This is a genomic window from Glutamicibacter sp. ZJUTW (genome assembly GCF_008370855.1).
Lineage (GTDB): Bacteria > Actinomycetota > Actinomycetes > Actinomycetales > Micrococcaceae > Glutamicibacter > Glutamicibacter nicotianae.
Genome location: NZ_CP043624.1, coordinates 3,129,121 through 3,155,907 on the forward strand (window position 1 = coordinate 3,129,121; position 26,787 = coordinate 3,155,907).

A 26,787-nucleotide genomic window follows, 5' to 3' on the forward strand; every position below is an offset into this window, starting at 1 on the left:
TTCACGTAGGCTGGAGGCAAGACGTACGTCACACCGGGAACAGCGCGGGAAGCATCCGCGCATGCCAGATGAAATGATTGGATCATGAGCAAAACCACCGAAGGCGGTTCGCAGACCCTGGGTCGCGGGCTAGAAGCACTGACCCTGATCGGGGAATCCGCGGCGCCGCTGAGCGTCTCGGAACTCGCAGGGCTGCTGGGCGTGCACCGCTCCATGGCCTACCGGCTGGTCAAGACCTTCGAGCAGTACGGTTTCGTGGAACGCAACCCGGCAGGCGAGCTTGAATTGGGAGCACGCCTGGGCGCGCTGGCACGCAATGTCGCCAAGTCCCTGCAGGCCGCGGCCGCACCGCATTTGGCCACCATCTCCGATGAGCTGCAGATGACCGCGCTTCTGGTGGTCTTCGACGGCGAAGCGGCTGTCACGCTGAGCACCGCCGAACCCCGGCTGGCCGATGCCACCGTGGCCCAGCGCCCGGGCACCCGCCATCCCATCGACAACGGGGCACCGGGACGGGTCATCCGCTCCATGCTCAATCCCGACGAATATCCGGCCAAGGATTTCGAATTCAGCCATGACGAAGTGATCCCGGGGCTGACCTCGATTGCCGTTCCGCTGCTGCTTCCGCAGGGCAAGCCAGCGGCCATTGCCGTGATCTACCCGCCACTGGAACGCGACCGCAACCATATTGCTGACGTGCTCGCGGCCGCGTCGGCGCGCATCTCGGCAAGCCTTGGCGTCCGCTCCTGACGCGGCGCCGGCTGGCTGACTGCGCTAGCTACGCGGTACAAGCCTCATTGGAGCACCCTGCATCGCGTGGAAGGTAGGTGTCGGTTCCCTCTACCTGTTCCCACACGACGTGGCGATGCTGCCCGCAGCGCTCGCACGAAGGAGCCAGGTACGTGGACCGCTCTTCCATGGTGTATGCCCGAAAATCACCCATCACAACCTCCCGATGACCGGCCGCGAAGCGACGTTCACGGCCTGCTGGACCTGCTTGGTGCCTTCACTCTACGCGCGGAACACACAACCGGCTAGGGTCTGCCGCAACCCGTTACCCACAGCCCCGCCAGCAGGCTCGGCCACCTCGTGGCAAACTAGGGCAGAGAACCGGAGAGCACCGTTTCACCACCGCAGGACCGCTACCAAGGAAGAAGCCATGAGCACCTCAGAGCAGAAGCTGCACCGCTTGAAAGAACGCATCACCCTGTTGCTGAACAAGGCGGAGAACACCAATTTCCCGCATGAAGCGCAGGCGTTTCAGGAGCATGCCGAACGGCTCATGGTGCGCTACGGCATCGGCCGCGCCGAGCTGGACGCGGATTCGGCCGACCGGGGCAAGAAGAAGGAACCCATCATCGAGGAGCACTTCGATATGCGCGGCGTCTACCGGCTGGGCCAGCGCGACGGACTGTCCGCGGTGGGTCGGGCCTTCCGCACGGTGTCGATGCTGCAAAGCAACTACTCGAACTCGTGCAGGCTGTACATCATCGGCCACGAATCGGATGTCGCCACGGTCAAGAACCTGTTCGCTTCCCTGGTGGTCCAGGCCACCGCCGCCATGGCCCACTGGTGGGCGCAGGAGGGAAGGCTCTACACGAACTGGTACACCGACTCGGAGAAGACCATTGAGCGCCGCGAATTCCAGCGCAGCTTCTACCTGCAGGTCGCCTCGCGTATCGCCAACCTGTACCAGGAAGAAAGCGTGCACAACGGAAGCGGGACCGAACTGGTGCTGGCCAGCCGCAAGGAGCAGGTGGACGACTACGTCAGCAGCAACTACCCGTTCCTGCGCCGCAGCAGGAACCGCGCCGCCTCCGGGAGCGCCAACGCCTCATTGGCCGGACGCGTGGCAGGATTCCAGGCGGATCTCGGCTTCGGCAAGCACGTCGACTCGGCCTCTCCGGGCGAGGTCGCCAGCTAGCGCACTTCCCGAAGCTGGGTGTCCTCGATGTAGCGCGGACGCCCGGCCATGATGCCAACCAGGGTTTGGAAGACAATCAGGCCGGCGATCAGCCAGATCGGGGCAACCCATGAACCCGAGATTTCGTGGAGCACCCCGACCAGGAACGGACCGGGAAAGGCCATCAGGTAGCCGGCCGATTGGCCGAAGGTGGACAGCTTCGACACCCCGGCTGCGGTGCGGGCCTTCAACCCGATCATGGTCAGCGCCAGCGGGAAGTTCGAACCGCAAATGCCCAGCAGCACCGCCCAGAGCACCGCGCCCTGGACCGGAGCGAGCAGCAGTCCGATGATCGCGATGATGCCCACGGCGCCGTTGAAGATCACCAATGGAGTCTGGTTGGAGAATTTGGCAGCCAGCGCTGGCATCACGAAGGACAATGGGACACCCACACCCAGCAGGATCGCCAGCAGGGATCCGGCAAACGCGGGAGAGACGCCGAAGTCGATGAAAATCTTGGGCAGCCACCCCATGAAGATATAGGCGACGGCGGACTGGCCGCCGAAGAACAACGCCACCCACCATGCGGTGGCATTCTTGCGCATCGGCCCGATGCCGGCTCCGTCAGTTGCACTGCCGGCCAGCTGCTGCTGGGCCGCGATCTGGTTGCGCATGCCGAAGTACACCAGCAGCCACAGCATCAGGGCCAGCAATGCCAAGATTGCCCAGAAGCCCAGGCCCAGGCGCCAGTTCCCGCCAAGCATCTGGTTCACCGGCACGGCAATCCCAGCCACCCCGGACGCGCCCAAGGCGACCGCCGTGGTGTAGGCGCCGGTGACAATCCCGATCTTTCCCGGGAACCAGCGCTTGACCAGCACCGGCATCAGGATATTGCCGACCGCGATGCCGGCCAGAGCCAAAGCGGTGCACAGCAGGAAGAACCCGGTCCCCGGCGCGACCGCGCGCAGGGCGATGCCCAGCAGCACGGCTGCCATGGCCGCGGCCACCACCAGTTCCGGGCCGCGCTTGCCCGCCAGCCGCGGAGCCAAGGGGCCCATCAGCGCAAAGCACAACGGGGGGATGCCGGTGATCATTCCGGCCACGAACCCATTCATCTGCAGGTCCTCGATCACCAGATCGAGCAGCGATCCCAGGGAGGTGACGGCCGGCCGCAGATTCAGCGAGGCCAGGATGATCGCGAGGATCAGCAAGGCGCCAAACCCCTTGGATAGGGTGACGTGGTTTTTCGGGAAGTCAGGCATGATATCCACAGACTATCGGCTTCAATTCACGGATCCCATATCCGTTGCCTTCACTACGCTAAAAGGCCGCCCCGGAAAACGGGACGGCCTCGTCGCGCGTGGAAATCCTATGAGGCTAGCCCATTGCCGATTAGCTAAGCATGAACCGTGGCCACTTAGATTTCCAGCGAGAAATCGGACTCACTTCTGTGCAAGATATTAGGCTGTCATCGCAGACTTTGGGTTCAGGGAGAACTTTTCTTGATTGCCCTCGAAGACGCTCGTTTTGACGGACTCATCCAGGTAGCGTCGCCAGACACGTTGATCCGCCATTGTTTGGACCGCCGTGAGCAATGGCGAATGCAGGCCATTGAACCATGGAGGAAGCCCGCGGCCTAGCGAGCTGGCGTCTTGGCTCAACGCTTCATGCGCTTGAACCCTCGACGCGGCGGTTCCACAGCTGGTGAGTCAGTCCGCTCGCCGTGGTGACGGATTCGACCGTGAAGTCCTTTTCGAGACCTTCCAGACCGTCCCATAGTGAGACTCCACGGCCCAAGGTGACAGGGACTATGACTAGGTGCATGAAGTCGATGAGGCCCGCTGCAAGAAACTGCTTGACAGTAGAGGGTCCACCACCGATACGGATATTTCTGCCGTTTGCGGCAACTGTTGCCATTTCGAAGGCTGCCTCTGGTGCGGCGTCAATGAAATGGAAACTCGTACCGTTGTCGAAGTTCATGGGAGCGCGTGGATGATGGGTGAGGACAAAGCACGGGGTTTTAAACGGCGGCTCGTCTCCCCACCAGCCTCGCCAACCATCTGAGGGCCACGGTCCTGACTGCGGGCCGAATTTCTTTCGGCCCATGATCTCTGCGCCTATGCCCTGACCCCACATTGCGAACAAGGCTCGGTCAGCGGTGACCGCGTCATTGATCTGGTGAACACCCTCGATCACTCGCCCGTCGAAGTATGAGAACAGGGCTTGTGCGTCCCCGATCGGCTGGTCGAAGGTGACGAATTCTCCGGCAGCAAAGCCGTCGAGTGAAATGAAGAGATTGTTGACGCAGACCTTGGCCATGACAACTCCAATATCGGGTTCGGTGGTGTCTGCCGGCGGGCGGACGATCGCCGGTTCGGGAAGGTGGACCCAGTTTAAGATCGTGCCGATCTTGAATTCAATATCTAGGGAATGATTGCTACCGACATGAGCGGCTTCTAGTGAACCACAAATGAACCCCAAGTCCGGAACCTATTGACGTAGCAGCTCAATCCGTGTCTCCACCTGCTTCGGATTCAAATCCCGTCGAATCGTGCATGCCGGCCAGCCAAAAAACGGCGCGTCCATCTGAGGCCGGGCATGCTTGAGCCAACTCCCGCATAGCTTCGACGCTTTGATCCCGGCTCAGAGAACCATATGGATCCCAGAGGGCAGAAACGGGCCGCTTCCCATTGCTCAATGTCTGTGTCCGGGGGAACGACTGGGCAAGGAGTGTTTTCACGCCGGCGAACATCGAGTGGTAGGAAGCAGTCGACGCTATCAATAGAGACGGCGCGCCACCTGCGGCCAGCCGCACGCTTCCGCAATTCGTCCCGCCCAGTAACGGGCCCGAGCTTCATCGGCGACATCGACGATAGTAAGCCCGCCGATGTATTGTTCCTCGCGTGCAAAGGGGCCGTCGGTGATTTCCAGAGTTCCACTGGTGGCGTCGGCGGTGATGGCATTATCGAGGTCTTCGTCGACACCTCCGGCACAAACGTACTCGCCAGCCGTGCGGATTTCCTCTACGACCGCCATGGCTAGCGGGCCACGTTCGCTGAACCATTGCTCGCTATGTTCCCCAACCCACTGCTGGTTGAAGTAGATAATGTACTGCGGCATGAGCGCTCCTACTCTGCGACCCGGTAGTTGCAGGCTACTCCCGTCACAGCATCCGAGGAAAGGATGTGCTACCCGTCCAGCACCACCGGCGGCATTCAGGGAACTGGGTCTCGGCGCCCTGACCGTGCCGGACGCCATGCAGATCCTGCTCACATACTGTCAGCAGTCCTCCCTGCTCGGCAGTAGCGGATCCCCCAGGCCAGGGTTCTGGGATTGGTGGCCGGCGGCGCCAGCAGCCGCTGGCGCCGTTGCTGCCATCGCACAGGTTGTGCACCCGGTCCAGAACGGTGACGCGGGAAATCTCGAAGTACCAAGCCAGACGCAGCAAACCACGTGCCCTGTCGGCCAAGGCAACGCTCGGCATCGAGATCATGGATGCTGGTGAGTTGTTGGCAGTCGGGGCAAAGGCTTAACTAAACGGCATTGGAACTAGCCCAGCTTGGCGCGCACCATCTGCGAGAGCGCCTTGCCGTCGAAGCGGCCAGCGATTTCGGCGCCAACCAGCTTCATTGCCTGGCCCATGTCCTTCATGGTCAGCTCGTGGTCGGCGGCCAGCTCGGCCATGACGCGGTCGACAATCTCTTGGGCTTCTGCTTCGCCCAGCGCCTTCGGCAGGTAGGTGGAGATGAAGGCGGCTTCGGCCAGCTCGCGTTCGGCGTGTTCGGCACGCCCGTCCTTGGCAGCCAGGACAGCGGTTTCCTCGCGGTTGCTGACTTCCTTGCGCAGCAGGTTCTCCACGTCCTGGTCGTTCAGTTCCGTGGGGTTCTTCCCGGATTTCTCCTTGGTGCCGATGGCGCTGAGGATATTGCGCAGGGTCGTCTTCTCCAGCTCGTTGCCGGCCTTCAGGTGGACGATGCTGTCATCGCGCAGGCGATCTTTCAAACTCATGGGAACTGCCTTTCACTTCGTGTGCTTGAAATTTTACTCGCATAGCTTCCACGCTGTTTTCCACTGGGCCATCCCGGATGCACGGACACGCTTTTGATACAGTGACCAGATGAAACCACTGCGCGCTGGCGCCATCGTTGCCGCGCTGGCGCTGATCGCAGTTCTCCTGATGGTCTGGAAACCATGGGACTCCTGCGATGCTCCCGATGACGTGTGCGATTTCCTGGCAACCGTCGCGGATCGAGATGGCGTCTTGGGCTCCCAGGTGTCCTCCAGGGTGTCGGAGCGCGATGCCTTGGCCGCACCGGAGTTGCCAGTTGACGTGCAATTCGAGCTCTCAGATCAGCTCGCCCCCGGGCAAGCCAGAGAAGCCGTCACCCAGATGGCCCAAGACATCCAGGCCGGAGCCCCGGCGCTGGAAATGAATGAATTCCACCTGTCTTTCGTTGCCGGCCCCTCGCGGAAAATCCAGGGGTCGAAGACCAAGGCCTACCCGTTGGAAGTCAGCGAAATTATCTCCCCCGCCGCCGCTGACGAACAAGCGAAACCTGCCTTGCTTGGCGAGAAGGCAGCCTTCGCCTTCGGCCTGGGCCACCATGGCGCGGCCAGCGTGATCAATGGCTCGGCCACGGCGGACAATCTGCAGCAGCTGCTGAAGCTGGGAGAATTCACGGCCCAAGCCAAGCACCCGGCCGAGCTGGTCCTCGCCGATCACAGCGTGCGCTATTCGGCCACGGATCGCACCGATATGTCCGAGCTCCAGCTCCTTGCCGATGCAGCCAAGCGGGGGATCTTCCAGAACGCCAGCATTGATAATTCCGGGTTGAACCTGACCCTTGGCAACCAGGCGCCAGCAGCAGCCGAGCAGGAAACCCACGTGTGGCTGGGGCAGCATGAAGCATTTGACGAGGCCATGCCCTACAAGCTGTTCTCGGCTGGATACGAGGTCCTTGCCGAAGGCTGGGTTGGCGGCAAGAAACCCGAGTCGCTCATTCCCAAACCGGTGCTTCTTCCCGATAACGTCACCAGCTGGCCGCAAGACCCGTCGGCCCCATGGTGTGCGGAGGGCGATGTGGAAATTGCTTTGGGAACACCCGACGCGGCTGCCGGTTCCCGGTACCTGCCGGTGTTTGCCAAGAACACTTCTGCCGGCCCGTGCGCGCTGCGCTCCTACCCGCAGATCGCTTTCCTCAACGCGGATGGAGACGCCCAACCGGATGTCCAGCTGCAGCCCGAACCGGGCATCCTCCTTGAACGCGTCACCATCCCTGCGGGCGAAGCGGTGATCTCGACTTTGGAGTGGAATGCCATGTCGACATCCCTGGATCCGGATGAAACCGTTGCGCTGGGCATTGCCGCGGCCAGGGGCATGACACCGGTCGAGCTCGCACCGGCCGTCGACGGCCAGCCCACAACCCTTGACATCCTGGATGGCGCGCGGATCACGCAGAGCCCGTGGGTCCAGGCCCGCGACGGGTGGACAGTTCCATCCGGCGCTTTCGCCCAGCAATCCCCTGCCCGGCCAAGGCCCTAGGCGAGGTTGCCTACTGCTCGCGTGGCGGGAATGCCTTGTACTTGCGGTAGTGGTTGACCGCGTTCAGCAGCAGGTAGAGCTTGCGGCGTGGGTGCTTCTCGGCGGAGAACTTCAACGGGTTCGAGACCTTGCCGGCATTGAGCAGCGTCTCGGCCTTGCGTCCGGTATCGCTATCGAAGAAGCGGCGCAGCAGATGGTGCGGCAGCACGGTGAACAGCCGCTGGCGCGACAGTTGCAGCACCCCTGCCCCGGTCTCCACCACGGCGTCCGTTTCCGGGTCCGAATTGTCGAACTGCGCGCCGAGGAACTCGGTGACGTAGAAACGGGCAGGGTTCACCCCGGCCGCGGTCAGGTAGAAGTGGTTGCGGCCCAGGCGCGGGTTGATCTCGAAGAATTTGATCTGGCCATCGCGGTGGTCGTATTTGGCATCGATCATGGCGATCCCGCGCCAGCCCAGCTCCTCGAGCATGCGGGCTCCATCCGCGGCCATTTGGTCGTTCCGGCCGGTGACGATGGCGGCGGAGTTGCCCAGCACCAGCGGGGCGTGCTCCTCGATCACCACTTCGCCGTAGCCTGCGAAGATGACCTTTTCTTCCTGGGTGGCGAAGTAGGTGCACAGGCGCATCGCGTCATCGCCGCCGGGAATGTATTCCTGCAGGATGTAGCCCGCGTCGTAGCCGCTGCCATCGATCTTTGCCAGCAGCGCTTCAAGGTCCGCACGGCTGTTGATGGTGTGGATCTTCTGCTTGCCTTCGAACTTGGCGGCAATCCACGCCGCGGAGCTCGAGGGCTTGCCGATGACTGGGTAGTCGAAGGAGCCAACCAGGGATTCCAGCTCGGATCCAGGGTAGTACACGGCCGTGCGCGGGTGGGCGATGCCCAGCTTCTCGGCGAGCGCGTAGAAGTTCTCCTTCAGCGCCGCCCCCTCGATGGTTTCCAGCTCGGGGTACGGGATGACGTACTGGCCTTCCAGCTGCGCGCGGTGCTTGGCGATCAGCATGATGTGGAAGTCCAGCGAGCCGAAGAGCATCAGCGGCCGGTCCCCCGCGGCTTTCAGCTCATCGGCCAGCTCGGCCAGGGCCGCGACCACGCGTCCCTCGTCGGCCATGGATCCGATGGGGCGCAGCTCGATGGCGACCGAGTGCTCGATGACGCCGTTGCCGGCGGCCGGCAGGACCACCGAGCGCACGCCGTAGGCCTCGTAGAATTCGCGCGCCAGGGTGTAGGTGCCGATATCTCCGCCGAGGATGACGGGGACAAAGGGCTGGGTTGGATCGATTGCCACAGTGGTGCTTTCCCTACTTCTTGCGCCAGTTCATGTACTTTTCGAAGGCCCAGGCCAGCGGCTTGTTCAGCGCAAGGTCCCATTCGCCGTTGGTCTGCACGATGTCGCAGCCGGTGTTGGTCTTGAACTTGGTCAGCCCGGAGAGGTGGTGCTCCTTGTCCAGGGTTGCGCTCACGCCGCCCTGGTCCAGGTAGCGGCAGCCGGCCTCGATGGAGTCGCTGACCATATGGTGCATGATCGCCTTCGGGGCGAACAGCTTGCGCTGCTCCGAGGAGGAGGCTCCGTACAGGTACCAGGCAAGGTTCGAGGAGCGGATGACAATGGCGGCCGCGAGGTCCACGCCTTCATTGCTGGCAAGGTACAGGGTGCAGGAGCCCGGCACCGCTTCGTTGAGCACGGTGTGCATCTTCTCGAAGTAGCTCAGCGGGCGGCCGGTGAACTCCTGGCGGTCGGCGGTGTGGTTGTACAGGGCATGGAAGCGGGCCATGTCCTTGGTTTCGCCGATCTCGATTTCCAGGGTGCTCTTCAGCGCCTTGCGGGTCTCATTGCGGGTTGTCGAGGAGTAGCTGGCCATGACCTGCTCGCTATCCAGCTGGTTGCCCTGCTCATCCTGCAGTGCCACGCGGGCCACGTATTCTGGCTGGCCAGCGGCGAAGTCCAGGCCCACGTCTTCTTTGGTGAATCCCAGGTCCAGCAGCGCGTCATTCAGTGCCAGTGCGGTGCTCGACGTGCTCTTGGTTTCCAGGTCCTTCAGCTGGGTGAAGCCTTCCTTGCCCAGGTTCTTGCGCACGGCGGCGGCACCCCAGGTGCGTACTGCAAGCCCCGGGCCCATTTTCAGCTGGAAGGCGCCACGGTTCTTGAGGTAGGAGGCCAGCGGGCGGATGACCGCTGCCGGTGCGTAGGCACCGAAGTCGATAACCGGGCCATCGGGCAGGTAGGCAAGGGTCTTCTTGATGACCGGGGCCGCACGATGCAGCACCAGCGCGGCTCCTACCAGTTCGTCTTCCTCGAAGAAGCCGAGGGATTCACCCCTCCAGCCGCCCTTGACCTGAGCCCATTCGGGACGCTGCAGGAAGCTGACGTCGTGGGCGGTCTCAAGGAATGCTGAGTGCTCGGTACCGGATATCGGACGCACATGAAGTTCGTTGTGGCTCACGGGTGAAATCCTACCGTGCTTCCCTGCCGAATTGGGGGACGCAAGATACCCCCAGGGGGTACTTGACTTAATACCCCTAGGGGGTATTATCGAAGTATGGATACCAACCACACGCCACATGAAACAGCCGAGCACCACGGCTACCACGCGGACAAAAGCGCTCTGGAACGACGTTTGAAGCGCATTGAGGGCCAGGTGCGCGGAGTGGCCAAGATGGTAGATGACGACAAGTACTGCATCGACATCCTGACCCAGATCTCCGCCATCAACGCGGCATTGCACAAGGTCAGCGTGCAGCTCATCGATGACCACATCGGCCACTGCGTGGTTGATGCGGCCAAGTCCTCCATCGAGCAGGGCGACCCGTCCATCGTGCAAGACAAGATTGCCGAGGCCACGGCCGCCATATCCCGCCTGGTGCGCTAAGCCCGCGCCCACGCACCAAGTTTCCAATTCACACAGAATTCATCGAAAGAGAGCAAGATCATGAGCCACAACTGCAACTGCGGATGCTCCTCGGAAAAGAACTCCAACCAGGGCCTGCAGATCCAGCCGCGCACCGACATCGCCGCGGCCCCGACCCAGACCGAAATCAAGGTCTCGGGCATGACCTGTGGGCACTGCGTCGCTTCGGTCACCGAAGAACTCAAGGAGATCGCCGGGGTTGATTCCGTGGACGTCGCACTGGACGCACAGGGAATCTCCACCGTGAAGGTCACTTCCGCCTCGGCGCTCGCCGAGGATTCCATTCGCCAGGCTATCGATGAGGCAGGCTACACCGTCGAAGCCATCAACGCCTAGCCACCGCACGGCACAGGCACCCGCGCCGCCGGCGGCGGCGGGAAAGTTCAAGGTATTTTCATCATGACTTCCGAAACCCCCACCCACTCCCCCGAATTGCGCACCGTAGACCTGGACATCCAGGGCATGACCTGCGCCTCCTGCGTGGGCCGCGTAGAGCGCAAGCTGGGCAAGCTGCCCGGGGTGACCGCTTCGGTCAACCTCCCGTTGGAAAGCGCCAAGGTCCAGGTCCCCGCGGGGATCAGCGATGACGAGCTGATCAGCACGGTCAAGGCCGCCGGCTACGGCGCCTCGTTGAAGCCCGAGGCCAAGGCCCCCGTGCACCACGAAGAGCATGAGCACGGCGGGCACGAGCATCTGGTGCCCAACCACCTGCTGCGCCGGCTGGTGGTCTCCGCGGTCTTCACCATTCCGCTGTTCATCATCTCGATGGTTCCGGCCGCCCAGTTCCCGCACTGGGGCTGGGTAGCCTTCGCACTGGCTACCCCCGTGGTGCTCTACGGCGCCTGGCCATTCCACAAGGCGGCCGCAATCAACGCGCGTCACCTGGCCTCCACCATGGACACGCTGGTGTCGCTGGGCGTGCTGGCCGCCTACCTGTTCTCCGCCATCCAGCTGTTCCTCGATCCGCAGATGACCGCCCATACCGGCATGGCCATGAGCGAGCACCAGCTGTACTTCGAGACCGCAAGCGTGGTGGCCACACTGCTGCTGCTCGGGCGCTATCTTGAGCACCGGGCCAAGTCCTCGGCCTCCGATGCGCTCAAGTCGCTGCTGAACCTGGGCGCCAAGCACGCCACCGTGCTGCGCGAGGGCCAGGAAGTGAAGATCCCGGCCGACCAGGTGCGCATCGGGGAGCACTTCGTGGTGCGTCCGGGTGAGAAGGTCGCCACCGACGGCGTGGTCATCTCCGGCACCAGCGCCATCGACACCTCGCTGATCACCGGCGAATCGGTGCCGCAGAAGGCACAGCCCGGAACCAACGTCACCGGTGCGACGCTGAACACCTCCGGGCGGCTGGTCGTCGAGGCCACCCGCGTCGGTTCGGACACCACGCTGGCCCAGATGGGCCGGCTGGTTTCGGAGGCCCAGTCCGGCAAGGCCCCGATCGCACGGCTGGCTGACCGCATCTCGGCGGTCTTCGTGCCGATCGTGCTGGGCATCGCCGTGCTCACCTTCCTCACCTGGTGGCTGGTCACCGGTGATACCTACGCGGCCTTCGTCGCAGCCGTCGCCGTGCTGGTCATCGCCTGCCCCTGCGCCCTGGGCCTGGCCACCCCGATCGGCCTGCTGGTCGGCACCGGCCGCGGCGCCCAAATGGGCATCCTGATCCGCGGACCCCAGGTTCTGGAGGACACCCGCAAGCTGGACACCATCGTGCTGGACAAGACCGGCACCGTCACCACCGGCGTCATGGCGCACACCGGAACCCGCACCGTCGATGGCGTCGACGAGGCCACCGCACTGGCGCTGGCCGGAGCCGTGGAGCACCACTCCGAGCACCCCATCGCCCAGGCCATCGCCGCCGCGGCGTCCGCCCAGGCCCCGCTGGCCGAGGTCACCGGCTTCCATGCGGAGCCAGGCGGCGGCGTGAAGGGCACCGTAGGCACCCAGCTGGTGGTCGTCGGGCGCCCCTCATGGCTCGAATCCCAGGGCGTCATGCTGGACGGATCCGCCCGGCAGATGCTCCACGAGGCCGAGCAGGCCGGCGCGACCGCCATCCTGGTCGCGGTGGACCAGCAGTTCCAGGCAGTGATCTCTGTGGCAGACAAGATCAAGGACAGCTCCGCGAAGGCCATTGCCGAACTGCAGGAACGTGGCCTGCGCGTCGTGCTGCTGACCGGCGACAACAAGTCGGTGGCCGCCGAGGTGGCCGGGCAGGTTGGCATCAAGGAAGAAGATGTCTTCGCCGGCGTCTTCCCTGCCGACAAGGCCAAGGCGATCAGCACGCTGCAGGAGCAGGGCAAGGTCGTGGCCATGGTGGGCGACGGCGTGAACGATGCGCCGGCACTGGCCCAGGCGGACCTGGGCATCGCGATGGGCTCGGGCACCGACGTGGCCATCGAGGCAGCCGACATTACCTTGATGGGCAATGACCTGCACCAGGTGACACAGGCAATCGACCTGTCGGCCAAGACCCTGTCCACGATCAAGATGAACCTGTTCTGGGCCTTCGCCTACAACACCGCCGGCATCCCGGTGGCGGCCCTGGGCCTGCTGAACCCGATGATCGCCGGAGCCGCCATGGCCGCCAGCTCCGTGCTGGTGGTGCTGAACTCGCTGCGGCTGCGCCGTTTCGGAAAGCAATAGCAGGAACTAGGTACAACTCATGGGGCGTGCCGCGCAAGAAATTGCGCGGCACGCCCCATGCGTTCTGCAATCCCCTAGCCATTCCAACCGGACCACCTCCCGCTGGGGACGGATCACCATGCTCATCGGCCTGGCCTTTTCGCTCGCGGCCCCCGCCTATCTGGTCTTCTTCTCGGGACTGGACATCCCGCTCTCCGGCATCCTCGCAGCCTTCGGCGCACTGGCCGCGGTCTTCGGAGTCATCTGGATCGTCGAACCGCTGACCTACTTCCCGATCCTCGGCGCCTCCTCGATGTACCAGGCGTTCATGATCGGCAACATCTCCAACAAGCTGCTGCCGGCGGCGATGATCGCCCAGTCCACCATCGGGGTGAAACCGGGCACGCGCAAGGGCGAGCTGGCTTCGGTGGCGGCGATCTGCGGCGCGGCCGCAGTGCACCTGGCCTCGCTGTTCATCTTCGTCGGGCTGATGGGCACCTGGCTGGTCAGCGTCATTCCCGCCGGCCTGATCACCACCGTGCAGACCTATATCCTGCCCACCGTCATGGGTGCTGTCGTCGTGCAGGCCATCGTCAGCCAGAAGGCCCCGCGCGCGGCCATCATTGCGCTGGTGGTCTCGCTGATCGTGGTCTTCGGGCTGGTTCCGCTCTCCCCGCAGATGGGCTTGTTCTCCACCGCCATCGCGGTTATCGGCTCGGCGGTCATCGCCTGGTTCCTGCGCGACAAGCGGGCCATCACCGCGGCCCGGGAACCCGATGAGCACGGCAATCCGCCCGAGGGCCCGGTCTACTAGGACCGGATGCCGCCAACTACCCCGCCACCGCATCGACTGGAAGGCCAGAACCGGAAATGACCCGCATCCCAGCATCCTTGCAGCTCACCACCGCATCCGCGGCAGAGCTGATCAGCACCTACAAGCATCTGCATGCCCATCCCGAACTGTCCATGCAGGAGCACCGCACCGCGGATTTCCTGGCCCGCAGGCTGGGCGACGCGGGATTGGAGGTCTTCCGCTGCGGCGGCACCGGAGTGGTGGGGGTGCTGCGCAACGGGCCAGGCCCGGTGGTGGCCTTCAGGGCCGATACCGACGGGCTGCCGGTGCTCGAGGACACCGGCCTGGACTATGCCAGCGAAGCTACCGGTGTGCTGGAGGATGGCACCGAGGTGCCGGTGATGCATGCCTGCGGCCACGACTCGCACATGGCCGTGGCCCTGGCAACCGCCGAGCTGTTTGCCCGGGGAACCGATGCGTGGGCGGGCACGCTGGTCTTCATTCTGCAGCCGGGCGAGGAAACCGCTGCCGGGGCCAAGGCCATGGTGGAGGACGGATTGTGGGACAAGGCGCCCAAGCCCGAGGTGGTCTACGGCCAGCATGTCATGGGCGGGCTGGCGGGCACCGTCACCCTGATGGGTGGGGCGGCGATGTCCACCGCTGATTCCTTCCGGGTGACGGTGATGGGCCAGGGCTCGCACGGCTCGATGCCGGAGCATTCAATTGACCCGATCGTGCTGGGAGCCGCCATGGTGATGCGCTTGCAGACCGTTGTTTCCCGCCAGGTGGCCCCGCAGTCGGCAGCTGTGCTCACCATCGGCTCCTTCAATGCGGGGCTGAAGGAGAATGTGATTCCCGATCGCGCGGTCTTCACGATCAATGTGCGCACCTTCGATCCCAAGGTGCGCCGCACCGTCCTGGATTCCCTGCGCCGGATCATTGCCCACGAGGCACTGGCCTCGGGAGCACCGGAGCCGGTCATCGAGGACATCTCCAATTTCCCGCCCTTGTACAACGACCCGGAGGAAGCCGGGAAGCTCGCCGAGCAGTTCCGCGGGGAATTCGGTGCAGAGAAGGTCGTGCAAGGCACTCCGGTGATGGGCAGCGAGGATTTCGGCGCGCTGGCATCAGCGATCGGGGTGCCGAGCGTGTTCTGGTTCTTCGGCGGCAACAGCGCCGAAACCCTGGCCGCCGGGGCTCCCCCGGCCAACCACTCGCCGTTCTTCGCCCCGATCACCGATCCAACGCTGGCCACCGGTGTGCGGGCCGCCGTGCGTGCCCTGTACTCAAAGGTTGGCCAGCAGTGAACAAGGACTGCCACTTGCCCCGGGGGCCATCCTGGCGCTGGCCTTGGAGCCGACAGGGATCGGGGCCGCGACGGAGTCCACCACTTCGCATTGGCTGGTGAAGCCGTCGGCATCCATCGGGCTGGTTGCCGCGAACTGCAGGAATTTGTGCGCCTTCGGCCTTCTTAGTTCCAGTTGGGCTCCTCGTTTGGCGTACCGGGATTCCCTGGCCGGGCGGAGTCACGAGGTGGCGAAGCGACCGGCAAGCCTGCTGAATGCCACCGGGCGTGATCCATGGATCACGAAGAACGCTCGGCACTAGACGATCTCGTGCTTGGGACAACCGCCCCGCTGGTGCCCCGCCGGGCAGGCAAGCACGGCACCGCTGCCGCCTGGACGCCGCAGGGCCGTGCTTGCCTGCTTTGGCGACTACATCGGCAGATGGTTCTCGTACCAGTGCTTGGCAATATCCACGCGGCGGGCTACCCAGATGTCCTCGAACCCGGAAATGTAGTCCAGGAAGCGGCGCAGGCTGGCGATGCGGCCCGGCTTGCCCACCAAGCGGCAGTGCAATCCGATGCTCATCATCTTCGGCGAGCCTTCCTGGCCTTCGCGATACAGGGTATCGAAGGCATCCTTGAGGTAGGTGAAGAATTGGTCACCGGAGTTGAATCCCTGCGGCGTCGCGAAGCGCATGTCATTGGCATCCAGGGTGTAAGGAACGATCAGGAACGGCTTGCCTTCCTTCGTCTGGGTCCAATAAGGCAAATCGTCTGCATAGCTGTCGGCCGAATAGAGGAATCCGCCTTCTTCCATGACCAGTTCCAAGGTGTTGTCCGAAGGCTTGCCCTGGTACATGCCATAGGGTCGTTCACCGGCCGTTTCGGTGTGAACCTTCACCGCGTCATGGATGTGGCGGCGTTCCTCTTCCTTATCGAAATCCTTGTATTCCAGCCAACGGTAGCCGTGGCTGGCAATTTCCCATCCGGCCTCGTTCATGGCCTGCACGGCTTCGGGATTGCGTGCCATTGCGGCAGCCACTCCGAAGACGGTAACCGGAAGGTTCCGCTCGGTGAATTCGCGATGCAGACGCCAGAATCCGGCGCGCGAGCCGTACTCGTAGAGCGATTCCATATTCTGGTTGCGCTGTCCTGGCCACGGCGCGGCACCGACGATTTCGGAGAGCAGATGCTCGGAAGCGGGGTCTCCGTCAAGAACGCAGCTTTCGCCGCCTTCTTCGTAGTTGACCACGAATTGCACCGCAACCTTGGCACCTGCGGGCCACTGCGGGTCAATGCTCTTGCGGCCGTAGCCCACGAAGTCGCGATTGCCGTTCTTTTGCTCAGATTCGCCCATGGATGGTCCCTTCTTTGTTCACTCCGCACGCATGGCAGGCTCGGAAATACATGATGATGCAGTGCTTCTCGCGCTGCCGGAAGACCGGACTGGCCCGGACTGGAAGTTTGTATTGTGCATCCTGCCACACCCTGCCGCAGACGGTGAATTGTGAAACGTCTCCCCAACCCGAAGCACCCCGGCCTCGCCCTCTGCTGGATCGGCAGTCGCGTGCCTATGGCAGCAACACCGCCGTGGCCCCGATGCACGCACCATGGGAAAGCCCGCTATTCGTTACGAAGCAAGAAATCCTTGATTTCCGGCAGGTGATCTCTTGTTCCCGGGGATTGCGCGGTTGCTGTCGGCCCAAAATGTGAAAATACGACTTGCACCACGTTGAGGTTTCTGCGCATACTGTGATGGCAATCACCACATATGCCGCTGATGCGTGGCGGGAGAGACCCGCCCACACCATGGGCGGGCGCCGTAGGAGCAATTTCCTCCCCGGGAAACTCTCAGGCACCCGTACCGCCACGACTAGGCAAATCTGGAAAGCAGTGCGGCACGGCCGCACTCACCGAAGGAGCAAGCTTCGCCCAGTAATCGGGCCGAAGTGAAAACTCTCAGGTCGACATACAGATTGGGGAGGGACCAAGAACAGTGCCGCACCGAGCGCACCGGATTCGAGGTACTCCCCGTGGCTGGCCTGGTCCCTGCTCTTTGCGCAGCGTCCCGGGCAAGCCTGCTGGACTGCTCCGAAACGGAAGTGTTCATCGAAGCGAGACTGCGCTCCAAGCCAACCCGGCTTGGAGGCAGATCAGCTTCGGGGCGCCACGCCACACTCCTGGAAGGCAACCAGCATGAGTACCACCAGTTCTGACCCCACTCTCGAGCGCGGGCTCTCCAATCGACACATCCAGCTGATCGCCATTGGCGGCGCTATCGGCACGGGCCTGTTCATGGGCTCCGGCAAGACCATTTCGGTCGCCGGCCCGTCGGTCATCTTCGTCTACATGATCATCGGCTTCATGCTCTTCTTCGTCATGCGCGCCATGGGCGAGCTGCTGCTGAGCAACCTCGAATACAAGACTTTCGCCGATTTCGCCGGAGATCTGCTCGGTCCCTGGGCCGCCTTCTTCACCGGCTGGACCTACTGGTTCTGCTGGGTAGTCACCGGCATCGCCGATGTGGTGGCCATCGCCCACTATGTCGCCTTCTGGTGGGGCGACCTCCCGTTGTGGATCCCGGCCCTGGCATGCATCGCACTGCTGCTGGTGCTGAATCTGGCCACCGTGAAGGCCTTTGGCGAAACCGAATTCTGGTTCGCGCTGATCAAGATCGTGGCCATCGGCGCGCTGATCGTGGTCGGCCTGGTCATGATCATCACCGGTTTCCAGCACGACGGCACGACTTCCTCCTTCGCCAACCTGTGGGCGCACGGCGGCATGTTCCCCACCGGCTTCATGGGCTTCGTCGCCGGCTTCCAGATCGCCGTGTTCGCGTTCGTGGGCATCGAGCTGGTGGGCACCACCGCAGCCGAAACCAAGGACCCGGAAAAGACGCTGCCCAAGGCGATCAACTCGATTCCCGCGCGCATCCTGTTCTTCTATGTCGGCGCCCTGCTGATCCTGATGATGGTCGAGCCGTGGAACCTGTTCTCCGCCGAGAATTCCCCGTTCGTGGGCATGTTCGCCCTGGCCGGCCTGGCCGGCGCCGCGGGCATCATCAACTTCGTGGTGCTCACCTCCGCCACCTCCAGCGCCAACTCCGGCATCTACTCCACCTCGCGGATGCTGCGCGGCCTGTCCCTGGAAGGCGATGCCCCGAAGAGCTTCGCCAAGCTCTCCGGACGCAAGGTCCCGAAGAACGCGCTGATGTTCTCCTGCATGTTCCTGCTGGCCGGCGTCGCCCTGCTCTACAGCGGCGACTCGGTGATGGGCGCCTTCACCTTGGTCACCACCGTCTCGGCCCTGTGCTTCATGTTCGTGTGGACCATCATCCTGCTCAGCTACCTGGTCTTCCGGGCCCGCCGCCCGCACCTGCACGATGCCTCGAAGTTCAAGGTGCCAGGCGGAGTTCTCATGCCGTATGTGGTGCTCGGCTTCTTCGGCTTCATCATCTGGGCACTGACCACCCAGGCCGATACCTTCACCGCCCTGCTGATCACCCCGGCCTGGTTCCTGGTCCTGGGCGCCGGCTACCTGTACATCCGCCGCAACCCGCAGCACCAGGAGCTGCGCGCCGCGCACCTGGCCAAGGTGGCGCACGAACGCTACGAAGCGGCCGCCTACCGTGACGCGAAATCTTTCGCCAATCACGAGCAGGAAGCTGCCCCGCGGGCCAACGAAAACGTGCACCAGTAGCACTGCACGCACCGGCTGCGCAGCCCAGGCCCCGGCATCTTGCCGGGGCCTTTCTGCGTGCTCGCTGGGATCGCTATTGAGGCTTGCAGGATTGATGCCATCATTGGTTCAGCCAGCAAGCGCTGGCTACCTTCGAAAAGCTGCCTCAGGAGGAAAGAACCATGACATCAACGGGTCCATTGCCGCGCATCGAATCCGGCCAGGTGCCGGCGGACTTGCCCGACTGGATGCGTGATGACCGGGGGCTGCGGGCCGCCTACCGCTTCGATTCCTCCAGCACTGCCCTGCAGTTCATAGTCCAGGTGGGCTTGCGTGCCGAGCAAGACAACCGGCATCCGCATCTGGATTGGCGGATCACCACCGTGGAGCTGCGTCTGGCGCCCAACCAGCCTGAGCGGCTCTCAGCGCCCGAGATGCAATTGGCCCGCCACATCTCCATCGAAGCCAGCAAGCTCGATGCCCAGGTGATCACCGGGAATCAGTAGCCGCTTCCCCCGTTCATCTGCGCTGGCGGCGGGACACGATCGAGGAAATGATGATGCTCTGCGCCGCACCCACAGCGGCGCCGAGCGCCGTCATGGATATCCGGTCGATGAGCAGCGACGAAGGCGGTTCCGGGCTGACCAGGTGGACCATGAGCAGCGCGGAGATGGTCATGAAGACCATGCCCACCGCATAGTTGCGCAGGATCACCAGCTCGATGATGAACTGCGAGGCCAGCGCGGCGGCCAGGACCACCCAGAGCGGGGAATCGAAGGCGAAAACCACGGCAGCCAGCGCCACCCCGAGGCAGGTGCCCACGCAGCGCTGCAGCCCACGGGCCACGCGCGCATAGGCATCGATGCCGGTGACCGCAGCGATCGCGCCGAGGCTGGCCCAGTACCAGTGGCCGTCGCCGACCAGGCAGGCGATGACTGCAGCGAGCAGCACGCCCGAACCCATCTGCAGCGACTCCGGCATGGCACGGTCGCTGGGAGCCCAGTTGAATCCGGAGCCAAGGGTATGGCGCAGGTTCGCTTTGCGCAGCGAGAGGCCCAGCATCAGCAGCATGCTGAAGACCATCGTGCCGCCGCCGGCCAGCAGCACCCCGGTGAAGTTGTCCACGGTAGCCGGCAGGCTCAGGCAGGCTCCGCCGGCGAAGACCGCGAAGATTGGTCCTGGCGGCATCCAGCGTGCGGCATGCGAGACGTAGTTGGCGCCGAAGCCGATAACTGCCAGCACCAGCGCGCGCACCAGGAACGGCGCATCGATGAGCGAGAAGTAGGTGCCCAGCAGCATGGCGAGCAGCTGCACGATGCCTGCCGAGAGCTGCTGCCAGAAACGCGGCGCATAGGCATCGAAGCGGCCGAAGACCGCGCAGAAAGCGCCGAATGCGGCGTACATTGCCCAGTCCAGCCGGCCAGCACTTGCCACGAGGATCAGCGGCACGGCCAGGCTGAGCGTCGCCTTGGATGCCGGGATGAGCGACGGGCGGTGCGGGGCCACGATGACGCTTCGCCGCATGACTTCCTTCAGATGGCGTTTCACTGCTGCGCTTCCCCGTCCTGGGCGGCGACCAGCTGGAGCAAGGTGCGCAACTGGACTTGCTGTTGCGCATCCAAGGCGCCAAACACCTTGGCCTCGCTGTGCTCGGCGGCGGCCATCGCCCGGGCAGCGAACTTCCTGCCTGCGGCGGTCAGCGTAATGAGGTTGCGGCGGCGGTCTTCCGGATCGACGTTGCGTTCCAGGATGCCGCGACTGGACAGCTGGTCGAGGTAGGCCACCAGGTGGCCACGGTTCAGATTCGAGCGTGCCGCCAGGTCATTCTGCGAGATGCCGCCGAACTCCTCCAGCGCGCAGATTATGGTGAAATGATGCCTGGTCAAGGACTCGGATTCCATCAGCTCGGTCAGCTCCTGGGTGCCGATGCGTCCGGCGCGGGCAGTGAGATAGCTCAGAGAGTTCCATTGGAACTGGGGAATCTGGTGTTCAGCCATTCCCCCAAAATATCATTTCATTTCGAAACGATTTCAAAAAGAAGCGTTTTATCGATGAATCTCACATGGCAATGACGGCCATCATCGCCCACCCGTTCTGCTCAAACACCATCCAGCGGGACGGGTGGACGATTTGGCTTGGCCTCCCCGCCGTTCAGAGCCCCAGGTCTGCCACCAGGAACTTGGCTCCCATCTCGCCGATGAGGATGGCCGGGGCGTTGGTGTTGCCGGTGGTGATCTTCGGCATGATCGACGCATCAATGACGCGCAGGCCGGCCAGGCCGCGGACGCGCAGCTGCGGATCCACCACTGCCTGCGCATCGGTGCCCATGCGGCAGGTACCCACCTGGTGGTGGTAGGTCACCACGTTGTTGCGGATGTACTCCCCCAGCTGCTCATCGCTCTTCACCTCATTGCCCGGGTACACCTCCCGGGCACCCCAGTCCTGGGCCAAGGCGTCCTGCTGGACCATCGCTCGGCACTGCTTCATCGAGTACACGAACGCCTCCAGATCCCGCGGATCATCCAGGGCATTCAAATCGATGTTCACCTGATCTTCCAGTCCAGGTCCGCTCAGGGTGATTTCTCCACGGCTGTGCGGGGTCACGATTCCGGAGTGCAGGGTGAATGCAGTGCCCTCGATCGGTTCCATGCCCGGGGAGTACATTGGCACGGCGAAGAAAATCGGCTGGGTGTCCGGGCGGTCCAGGTCTGCGCGGGAGCGGGAGAACATGTGCGATTGCGAGACCGAGACCCCGGTGCGCGGGGCAGGAATGTCCCGGGTGGTGGTTTCGGCGATGACCGGGGCGAGCAGGTGGTCATGCAGGTTCTTGCCCACCTGGTCCAGCTCATGCAGCGGCTCGACACCCACGGCCTGGAGCTCGGCCGCCGGACCGATTCCGGAGCGCAGGAGGATCTGCGGGGAGCCCAAGGCGCCGGCGCTGAGCACCACCTCATCGGCGCGCAGCTCCTGCAGCTGCCCGCCCTTCTGATAGCGCACGCCCACCACGGTGCCGGATTCCAGGATCACCGAGTGCACTTCGGCGTCGGTGATGATCTCAAGACGCTCGCGCACCGGCTTGAGGTAGGCCTTCCAGGTGTTGATGCGTTCGCCGCCAACGACGTTGATCTGCTCCTTGGACACGCCGTCCAGCTGCTCACCGTTGTAGTCGGGGTTGAACTCGATGCCGGACTGCACTGCCGCGTCGATGATCGACTGCTGGATTTCATCCAGCTCGTAGTCGTTGTCCACCGGCACCAGCCCTTCGGTGCCGTGGAACTTGCTGGCGCCGCCGGAGAAGTTCTCGATATCCTTGTAGATCGGCAAGACGTTCTTCCAGGCCCACTGCTCGCCGCAGTCCTTGGCCCAGTCGTCGTAGTCCTGCGGTGCGCAGCGCACCCAGATGGTTGCGTTCAGCGCGTGCGATCCGCCGAGCACCTTGCCACGAGGCAAGTGCATCGGCTTGTTGGCGGCCCCTGCCATCGGGACCGTGTGATAATCCCAGTCGTCCTTGCTATGCCACAGTTCGCCCATGCGCGAGAGGTCATGGATGGCCGGGTTGGTGTCTTCGGACCCGGCTTCGAACAAGGTCACATGCGCTCCCGCGTCCACCAGCCGGCGCGCGACGACCGCACCTGCTGAACCTGCTCCGACGACAATGACCGACTTGCTGCCCATGGAAACTCCTCCACCTTGAGGTGCTGCGAAATGTATTTACCCAGTCTGTACAGGTCAGCAGGTTTTCCATTGTCATCGTGCGCACAGCAATTGGCAACGCGTGCGCAGTATCCGCTTGGGGCCGCTTCGGCTATTTGCGGATCCGGGCCGCTCGCAATTCGTCGATGCGGACCAGGACCACTCCGCCCACGATCAGCAGGCCGCCGAACAGCTGCACCGCACCGGGCAGCTCGGCCAGCAGCAGCCAGGCCCAGAGCACCGCGAAGAGCACCTCGGTCAATGAGATGAAGCTTGCCACCTTGGATCCCAGTTCCCTCGCGGCCATCACGCCGGTGGTGTAGGAGAACACGGTGGCGATCAGGATCAGCCCGGTCAGCGCCAGCCACCACGGGGTCTCGAAGCCGGCGAAAGAGCCAGTGCCGGGAGCCCAGTGCATGGGAAGGATGCCCAGTCCTCCCACGGCCAGCATGGTCAGCGCACCGACTGCCATGCCCCCAGCAGAGAGCATGATCGGCGGCAGCGCTCCATCAACCTTGGCGCTGATGAAGAAGTAGACGGTCAGCCCGATGGCCGCGCCCAGTCCCCAGAGCACGCCAATCGGATCGATACGTGTCGTACCGGTCAGGTCGAGCACCGCTACCAGCCCAGCCAGCGACAGCAGGGTTCCGGCGATGGTCGCCACGGACGGGCGCTTCTGGTGCCTGGCCCACAGCACCAGCACAATCAGCACCGGCGCCAGATACTCCAGCAACAGGGCCACGCCCACATCCAATCGCTGCACCGCCAGGAAATAGCACAGCTGGCAGGCGCCCACCCCGAAGAGTCCGAAGAGCACAATCGATACCCAGTTGGTGCGCAGCAGCACCCACCGTCCGCGCATCGCCAGCAGCGCCGGGATGGCCAGCACCAGCGCCGCGCCCGCCATGCGGGCAGCTACCGCGGCGGTAGGGCTCCAACCGGCCTCGAAAAGCCCCTTGGCGAAGGAGCCCGACAACCCGAAGGCGGCCGAGGAGGCCAGTGCAATCCAAATGCCCTTCGATTGGCTGGGATGGCTGGTCGCAGCGTAGGTGGAAGCTGCAGGCGCACCGGGGGTAGGCAGGTCGCTCATGAGGGTCTTTCGCGCAGAATTTCATGCCCCGTTCAGGGGCAAATGGGGGTATGAGCATGACGATACGGTTAGGCTTGAGTGGCAGTCAATCCACCCACCCTCCAGGAACGAATTATGACCTTTGCCCCAGATATCGAAGCGTCGCTGAAGACCGTGGTGAATCTGCTGAATACCGAGGTGCAAATCGTGGATATGCTCTCCACCGTCGCTGATCTCGATGAGTTCCTCGACGCGGAGAACTTCGACGGCTCACGCGCGCACAACCAGGCGGAGCTGCGTTCCATCCGCCAGCTGCGTTCCCAGCTGAAGAACATCTGGATCGGCACCGAAGAAGAATCGGTGTTCCGGGTCAATGCCATCCTGCGCAACGCCAACGCCCAGCCGCAGCTGATCAAGAGCGAATCGCTGGGCTACCACCTGCACGCCACCACCAACAGCACCCCGCTCTACGACCGGATGGCGGTGGATGCCGCGATGGCGCTGGCCGAGGTGATCCGTTCCGGCGGTTTGCAGCGGCTGCGCATCTGCGCCTCCAAGGACTGCGAGGCGGCATTGCTGGATTTGTCGCGCAACCGTTCCAAGCTGTACTGCGATACCCGCAACTGTGCCAACCGCGAGCATGTGCGCGCCTACCGTGCGCGCAAGGCGTCAAAGCGCTCGGGCCAGCAGCTGCCCGACCGCTGAGCGTCCGGCCTGGATCGAGTTGGGCGATGCTCCTCGCCTTTTGCCTTGCGCGGGCCATATGATGAACACACAACCGGGACACCGGCAGTTGCAGTAGTGGAAGGGGCAGGCCATGACTCAGGAAACCCACGCTTCGGATGATTACGAGGCTCGGATCGAAGCTGCTGAGAGCGGCCCGCTGAAAGCCGCCGCCCGCTGGGTTGTAGCCCTGGCATCGGCAGCCTTGGGCGATGCCGAATACGAAGCGAATGAGCCGCAGGTTGTCGTGCATTCGCGCCAAGACGATTCGGTAGTCCTGCGCATCACGACCTCCAGCCTCGAGGAGGCTGAACGTCTGGTCGTCCAGATCCGCGAGGACCTGGAAACGTTGAGCACCGACGAGTTCAAGGCGGAGTGGGAAGGCGCCGGCGACAAGTCCTAGCCGCGCCGGTCGGCGATCAGTGCTCGACGAGAATCCCGTCGATATCCGCGTACACCATCGCGCCGGGACGGATGTTCACGTCCCCGATGCTGATGGCTTCGTCGACTGAGCCATGCGAGCGCTTGACGGTCTTGCGCGGGTTGCTGCCCAGCGCCTTGATGCCCAGCTCCAGTTCGGCCAGTGCGGCCCGGTCGCGCACGGCGCCGCTGATGATGACCCCGGCCCAGCCATTGGCTTCAGCGCTCTCTGCAATCATGTCGCCCATCAGTGCGTAGCGCAGGGACGCTCCCCCATCGACCACGAGCACCGCGCCGTTGCCCGGGAAGCTCAGGATTTCCTTGACCAGGCCATTGTCCTCATGGCACTTCACGGTGCGTGCCGGCCCGTAGAAGGACAGCCGCCCGCCAAAGTCCTGGAACTGCAAGGAGACGGACTGCAGCGCATCTCCATGCTGGTCGTAGAGGTCGGCGGTGCTGATCGGTTCCTGGTGCATGTCGCTTCCTTCGTGAGCTGCGATAGTGGTCCACCACACAGCTTAGCCCTCAGCGCACGCAACCCCAGAGCATGACAAAAGGTTTAGAGGTTCAGCTCCGCCTCATACGCCTTGGAGTCCAACGCTCCCAGACGCGAATTGCGCCGGCCATAGGCCAAATAGATCGCGGCGCCCACGGCCATCCAGATTCCGAAGACCAGCCAGGTGATCCCGGCCAGATTGAACATCAGGAACAGGCAGGCAGCGATACCCAGCATCGGAGTCACCGGATACAGCGGGACGCGGAAGGTGCGCGGGATATCGGGCTGGGTCTTGCGCAGGTAGATCACCGAGACGCCCACTAGCGAGAAGGCGAAGAGGGTGCCGATGCTGGTCGCTTCGGCCAGCTGGCCCAACGGGATCAGCGAGGCGGCAATGGCCACGACCGCGCCGGTGACGTAGGTGCCGATGACCGGGGTGCGGGTGCTCGGCGAGATCTTGGCGAAGAAGCGCGGGATCAGGCCATCGCGGCCCATGGACAGCAGGATGCGGGTTTGGCCGTACAGGGTGGTGAGCACCACCGAAACGATCGCGATCACCGAGGCCAGGGCGAAGGCCAGGACCATCCACTTCTGCCCGGTGATCTCTGAAACGATTTGCACCAGGGCGGCTTCCGAATCGGCGAACCACTCCCATTCCCGGGCGCCGATGGCCGCCACGGCAACCAGCACGTAGATGGCGGTCACCATCACCATGGCGATCATGATGGCCCGCGGCAGATCCTTCTGCGGGTTCTTGGCTTCCTCGCCAGCGGTCGAGGCGGCATCGAAGCCGATGTAGGAGAAGAAGACCATGGAGGCAGCACCGGTCACGCCCGCGGCGCCCATGGGCAGCAGCGGCGCGAAGTTGCCGGCATTGAAAGCGGTGAAGGCGACGACCACGAAGAAGACGAGGATGGCGATCTTCACGATCACCATGACGGTGTTGGCCAAGGCCGATTCACGGGCACCGCGGACCAGCAGCAAGGTGGCCAAGATGACCACAATCAGTGCCGAGAGGTTGATGATGCCGCCCTCGCCCGGGCCGGCGGCCAGTGCTTGCGGCAAGGCGAGGCCGAAAATCTCCAGGGTCTGGTTCACGTAGGACCCGGCGCCTACCGCCACCGCGGCCGCGGACACCGCGTATTCCAGAACCAGGCACCAGCCGCACACCCAGGCCATGCCTTCGCCCAAGGTGGCATAGGAATAGGAGTAGCTGGAGCCGGAGACCGGGACCATGCCGGCCATTTCGGCGTAGGACACCGCCGAGAGCAGCGCGGTGATGCCGGCCAGCACGAAGGCGATCCAGATCGCCGGGCCGGCGACCGGAACGGCTGATCCGAGGATCACCAGGATGCCGGTACCCAGGGTGGCGCCAACCGAGATCATGACCAGCTGGGTGACGCCCAGCGAGCGCTTGAGCGTTCCGAGTCCGGTGTTGTCCACCGCATCGTTGGCCATCGCCTGGATGGACTTGCGCCGCCGCAGCTGCGTGCCCAATGGGGTATGGCTGTGCTGCTCTGTGTTGCTCGTGCTGCTCACTCGAAATCCTTGGTGCGTGCTGGAGGCGTTTCGCATCGATTGGCCGACCCGGCAAACGACAACGCGCTGGGACTATCTGTGGATGGACAGTCCCAGCGCGTCATGCCGCGTGGCT

The 26,787-nt window shown here is 63.7% G+C and carries 25 protein-coding genes and 1 riboswitch; of the genes, 12 read left to right on the plus strand and 13 right to left on the minus strand.

Going from position 1 to position 26,787, the window contains the following annotated elements:
- The first annotated feature begins 84 nt into the window (after positions 1-84).
- Positions 85-750: an IclR family transcriptional regulator gene (locus F0M17_RS14715; protein ID WP_038993108.1), complete on the plus strand. Its 666-nt coding sequence runs from the start codon at positions 85-87 to the stop codon at positions 748-750.
- A gap of 409 nt (positions 751-1,159) precedes the next feature.
- A complete protein-coding gene (locus F0M17_RS14720) occupies positions 1,160-1,924 on the plus strand; it encodes a DUF2786 domain-containing protein (RefSeq protein WP_168202035.1) in 765 nt (254 codons plus the stop codon).
- Here the strand turns inward: F0M17_RS14720 and F0M17_RS14725 are convergent.
- The 4 genes from F0M17_RS14725 to F0M17_RS14740 all read right to left on the minus strand — a co-directional run bounded on the left by F0M17_RS14725 (position 1,921) and on the right by F0M17_RS14740 (position 5,911).
- Positions 1,921-3,165, minus strand: a complete 1,245-nt coding sequence (locus F0M17_RS14725; RefSeq protein ID WP_223308792.1) for an MFS transporter — start codon at positions 3,163-3,165, stop codon at positions 1,921-1,923. The two genes, F0M17_RS14720 and F0M17_RS14725, sit on opposite strands and share 4 nt — an antisense overlap.
- Positions 3,166-3,568: 403 nt before the next feature.
- Entirely contained in the window at positions 3,569-4,384 is an 816-nt protein-coding gene (locus F0M17_RS14730) for a dihydrofolate reductase family protein (protein ID WP_317628468.1), read from the minus strand.
- A 297-nt stretch (positions 4,385-4,681) separates the two neighbouring features.
- The gene (locus F0M17_RS14735) at positions 4,682-5,023 is read right to left on the minus strand and encodes a YciI family protein (RefSeq protein ID WP_149597429.1); all 342 of its coding nucleotides are present in this window, start codon (positions 5,021-5,023) and stop codon (positions 4,682-4,684) included.
- Between the two features lie 429 nt (positions 5,024-5,452).
- Positions 5,453-5,911 carry a GatB/YqeY domain-containing protein gene (locus F0M17_RS14740; protein ID WP_149597430.1) on the minus strand — a complete coding sequence of 153 codons (459 nt, stop codon included), beginning with the start codon at positions 5,909-5,911 and terminating at the stop codon, positions 5,453-5,455.
- A 109-nt stretch (positions 5,912-6,020) separates the two neighbouring features.
- On the opposite strand from F0M17_RS14740, the gene F0M17_RS14745 reads away from it, so the two are divergent.
- Complete coding sequence (locus F0M17_RS14745) at positions 6,021-7,445, plus strand: DUF4232 domain-containing protein (protein ID WP_149597431.1); 1,425 nt, start codon at positions 6,021-6,023, stop codon at positions 7,443-7,445.
- Positions 7,446-7,455: 10 nt separating this feature from the next.
- Here the strand turns inward: F0M17_RS14745 and F0M17_RS14750 are convergent, their stop codons facing one another.
- Complete coding sequence (locus tag F0M17_RS14750; RefSeq protein ID WP_149597432.1) at positions 7,456-8,730, minus strand: carbamoyl-phosphate synthase; 1,275 nt, start codon at positions 8,728-8,730, stop codon at positions 7,456-7,458.
- A gap of 13 nt (positions 8,731-8,743) precedes the next feature.
- The gene (locus tag F0M17_RS14755) at positions 8,744-9,886 is read right to left on the minus strand and encodes a peptidoglycan bridge formation glycyltransferase FemA/FemB family protein (protein WP_149597433.1); all 1,143 of its coding nucleotides are present in this window, start codon (positions 9,884-9,886) and stop codon (positions 8,744-8,746) included.
- A gap of 96 nt (positions 9,887-9,982) precedes the next feature.
- Between F0M17_RS14755 and F0M17_RS14760 the strand changes: the two genes are divergently transcribed.
- The 5 genes from F0M17_RS14760 (at position 9,983) to F0M17_RS14780 (ending at position 15,076) form a co-directional block, all read left to right on the plus strand.
- A complete protein-coding gene (locus tag F0M17_RS14760; RefSeq protein WP_038993099.1) occupies positions 9,983-10,312 on the plus strand; it encodes a metal-sensitive transcriptional regulator in 330 nt (109 codons plus the stop codon).
- A 60-nt stretch (positions 10,313-10,372) separates the two neighbouring features.
- Positions 10,373-10,687 (plus strand): heavy-metal-associated domain-containing protein, encoded by a 315-nt coding sequence (locus F0M17_RS17700; RefSeq protein WP_083515604.1) that lies wholly within the window; start codon positions 10,373-10,375, stop codon positions 10,685-10,687.
- A gap of 63 nt (positions 10,688-10,750) precedes the next feature.
- Positions 10,751-12,997 (plus strand): cation-translocating P-type ATPase, encoded by a 2,247-nt coding sequence (locus tag F0M17_RS14770; RefSeq protein ID WP_149597434.1) that lies wholly within the window; start codon positions 10,751-10,753, stop codon positions 12,995-12,997.
- A 118-nt stretch (positions 12,998-13,115) separates the two neighbouring features.
- Positions 13,116-13,790: a hypothetical protein gene (locus F0M17_RS14775; protein WP_223308793.1), complete on the plus strand. Its 675-nt coding sequence runs from the start codon at positions 13,116-13,118 to the stop codon at positions 13,788-13,790.
- A gap of 56 nt (positions 13,791-13,846) precedes the next feature.
- A complete protein-coding gene (locus tag F0M17_RS14780) occupies positions 13,847-15,076 on the plus strand; it encodes an amidohydrolase (RefSeq protein WP_149597435.1) in 1,230 nt (409 codons plus the stop codon).
- Positions 15,077-15,484: 408 nt separating this feature from the next.
- On the opposite strand, the gene puuE is transcribed toward F0M17_RS14780, so the two are convergent.
- Positions 15,485-16,411: an allantoinase PuuE gene (gene puuE / locus F0M17_RS14785; protein WP_038993093.1), complete on the minus strand. Its 927-nt coding sequence runs from the start codon at positions 16,409-16,411 to the stop codon at positions 15,485-15,487.
- Between the two features lie 421 nt (positions 16,412-16,832).
- Positions 16,833-16,931, plus strand: a riboswitch (glycine riboswitch).
- Between the two features lie 319 nt (positions 16,932-17,250).
- Here puuE and cycA point away from each other — a divergent pair.
- Both cycA and F0M17_RS14795 read left to right on the plus strand, forming a co-directional pair.
- Positions 17,251-18,753 carry a D-serine/D-alanine/glycine transporter gene (gene cycA / locus F0M17_RS14790; RefSeq protein ID WP_073706932.1) on the plus strand — a complete coding sequence of 501 codons (1,503 nt, stop codon included), beginning with the start codon at positions 17,251-17,253 and terminating at the stop codon, positions 18,751-18,753.
- Between the two features lie 161 nt (positions 18,754-18,914).
- Positions 18,915-19,238, plus strand: a complete 324-nt coding sequence (locus F0M17_RS14795; protein ID WP_083586714.1) for a 4a-hydroxytetrahydrobiopterin dehydratase — start codon at positions 18,915-18,917, stop codon at positions 19,236-19,238.
- A 13-nt stretch (positions 19,239-19,251) separates the two neighbouring features.
- On the opposite strand, the gene F0M17_RS14800 is transcribed toward F0M17_RS14795, so the two are convergent.
- The 4 genes from F0M17_RS14800 to F0M17_RS14815 all read right to left on the minus strand — a co-directional run bounded on the left by F0M17_RS14800 (position 19,252) and on the right by F0M17_RS14815 (position 23,515).
- Positions 19,252-20,280: an FUSC family protein gene (locus F0M17_RS14800; protein ID WP_143181073.1), complete on the minus strand. Its 1,029-nt coding sequence runs from the start codon at positions 20,278-20,280 to the stop codon at positions 19,252-19,254.
- Positions 20,277-20,729, minus strand: coding sequence for a MarR family winged helix-turn-helix transcriptional regulator (locus F0M17_RS14805; RefSeq protein WP_073706933.1), 453 nt, complete (start codon positions 20,727-20,729; stop codon positions 20,277-20,279). Before F0M17_RS14805 ends, F0M17_RS14800 begins: the two co-directional genes overlap by 4 nt.
- Before the next feature lie 154 nt (positions 20,730-20,883).
- The gene (locus F0M17_RS14810; protein ID WP_149597436.1) at positions 20,884-22,407 is read right to left on the minus strand and encodes a GMC family oxidoreductase; all 1,524 of its coding nucleotides are present in this window, start codon (positions 22,405-22,407) and stop codon (positions 20,884-20,886) included.
- A 130-nt stretch (positions 22,408-22,537) separates the two neighbouring features.
- Positions 22,538-23,515 carry a DMT family transporter gene (locus tag F0M17_RS14815; protein WP_073706935.1) on the minus strand — a complete coding sequence of 326 codons (978 nt, stop codon included), beginning with the start codon at positions 23,513-23,515 and terminating at the stop codon, positions 22,538-22,540.
- A 114-nt stretch (positions 23,516-23,629) separates the two neighbouring features.
- Between F0M17_RS14815 and F0M17_RS14820 the strand changes: the two genes are divergently transcribed.
- Positions 23,630-24,199 carry a CGNR zinc finger domain-containing protein gene (locus F0M17_RS14820; RefSeq protein WP_073706936.1) on the plus strand — a complete coding sequence of 190 codons (570 nt, stop codon included), beginning with the start codon at positions 23,630-23,632 and terminating at the stop codon, positions 24,197-24,199.
- Between the two features lie 112 nt (positions 24,200-24,311).
- A complete protein-coding gene (locus F0M17_RS14825) occupies positions 24,312-24,620 on the plus strand; it encodes a hypothetical protein (protein ID WP_038993088.1) in 309 nt (102 codons plus the stop codon).
- A gap of 16 nt (positions 24,621-24,636) precedes the next feature.
- Here F0M17_RS14825 and rraA read toward each other — a convergent pair whose 3' ends face one another.
- Both rraA and F0M17_RS14835 read right to left on the minus strand, forming a co-directional pair.
- Complete coding sequence (rraA, locus tag F0M17_RS14830; protein ID WP_073706937.1) at positions 24,637-25,113, minus strand: ribonuclease E activity regulator RraA; 477 nt, start codon at positions 25,111-25,113, stop codon at positions 24,637-24,639.
- 83 nt (positions 25,114-25,196) lie between these two features.
- Positions 25,197-26,708 (minus strand): amino acid permease, encoded by a 1,512-nt coding sequence (locus F0M17_RS14835; RefSeq protein ID WP_143181074.1) that lies wholly within the window; start codon positions 26,706-26,708, stop codon positions 25,197-25,199.
- Positions 26,709-26,787 lie beyond the last annotated feature (79 nt).

Coding starts and splice junctions, on each gene's coding strand:
- F0M17_RS14715 (WP_038993108.1), top strand. CDS start 85: ATGAGCAAAACCACCGAAGGCGGTTCGCAGACCCTGGGTCGCGGGCTA.
- F0M17_RS14720 (WP_168202035.1), top strand. CDS start 1,160: ATGAGCACCTCAGAGCAGAAGCTGCACCGCTTGAAAGAACGCATCACC.
- F0M17_RS14725 (WP_223308792.1), bottom strand. CDS start 3,165: ATGCCTGACTTCCCGAAAAACCACGTCACCCTATCCAAGGGGTTTGGC.
- F0M17_RS14735 (WP_149597429.1), bottom strand. CDS start 5,023: ATGCCGCAGTACATTATCTACTTCAACCAGCAGTGGGTTGGGGAACAT.
- F0M17_RS14740 (WP_149597430.1), bottom strand. CDS start 5,911: ATGAGTTTGAAAGATCGCCTGCGCGATGACAGCATCGTCCACCTGAAG.
- F0M17_RS14745 (WP_149597431.1), top strand. CDS start 6,021: ATGAAACCACTGCGCGCTGGCGCCATCGTTGCCGCGCTGGCGCTGATC.
- F0M17_RS14760 (WP_038993099.1), top strand. CDS start 9,983: ATGGATACCAACCACACGCCACATGAAACAGCCGAGCACCACGGCTAC.
- F0M17_RS17700 (WP_083515604.1), top strand. CDS start 10,373: ATGAGCCACAACTGCAACTGCGGATGCTCCTCGGAAAAGAACTCCAAC.
- F0M17_RS14770 (WP_149597434.1), top strand. CDS start 10,751: ATGACTTCCGAAACCCCCACCCACTCCCCCGAATTGCGCACCGTAGAC.
- F0M17_RS14775 (WP_223308793.1), top strand. CDS start 13,116: ATGCTCATCGGCCTGGCCTTTTCGCTCGCGGCCCCCGCCTATCTGGTC.
- F0M17_RS14780 (WP_149597435.1), top strand. CDS start 13,847: ATGACCCGCATCCCAGCATCCTTGCAGCTCACCACCGCATCCGCGGCA.
- puuE (WP_038993093.1), bottom strand. CDS start 16,411: ATGGGCGAATCTGAGCAAAAGAACGGCAATCGCGACTTCGTGGGCTAC.
- cycA (WP_073706932.1), top strand. CDS start 17,251: ATGAGTACCACCAGTTCTGACCCCACTCTCGAGCGCGGGCTCTCCAAT.
- F0M17_RS14795 (WP_083586714.1), top strand. CDS start 18,915: ATGACATCAACGGGTCCATTGCCGCGCATCGAATCCGGCCAGGTGCCG.
- F0M17_RS14805 (WP_073706933.1), bottom strand. CDS start 20,729: ATGGCTGAACACCAGATTCCCCAGTTCCAATGGAACTCTCTGAGCTAT.
- F0M17_RS14810 (WP_149597436.1), bottom strand. CDS start 22,407: ATGGGCAGCAAGTCGGTCATTGTCGTCGGAGCAGGTTCAGCAGGTGCG.
- F0M17_RS14815 (WP_073706935.1), bottom strand. CDS start 23,515: ATGAGCGACCTGCCTACCCCCGGTGCGCCTGCAGCTTCCACCTACGCT.
- F0M17_RS14820 (WP_073706936.1), top strand. CDS start 23,630: ATGACCTTTGCCCCAGATATCGAAGCGTCGCTGAAGACCGTGGTGAAT.
- F0M17_RS14825 (WP_038993088.1), top strand. CDS start 24,312: ATGACTCAGGAAACCCACGCTTCGGATGATTACGAGGCTCGGATCGAA.
- rraA (WP_073706937.1), bottom strand. CDS start 25,113: ATGCACCAGGAACCGATCAGCACCGCCGACCTCTACGACCAGCATGGA.
- F0M17_RS14835 (WP_143181074.1), bottom strand. CDS start 26,708: ATGCGAAACGCCTCCAGCACGCACCAAGGATTTCGAGTGAGCAGCACG.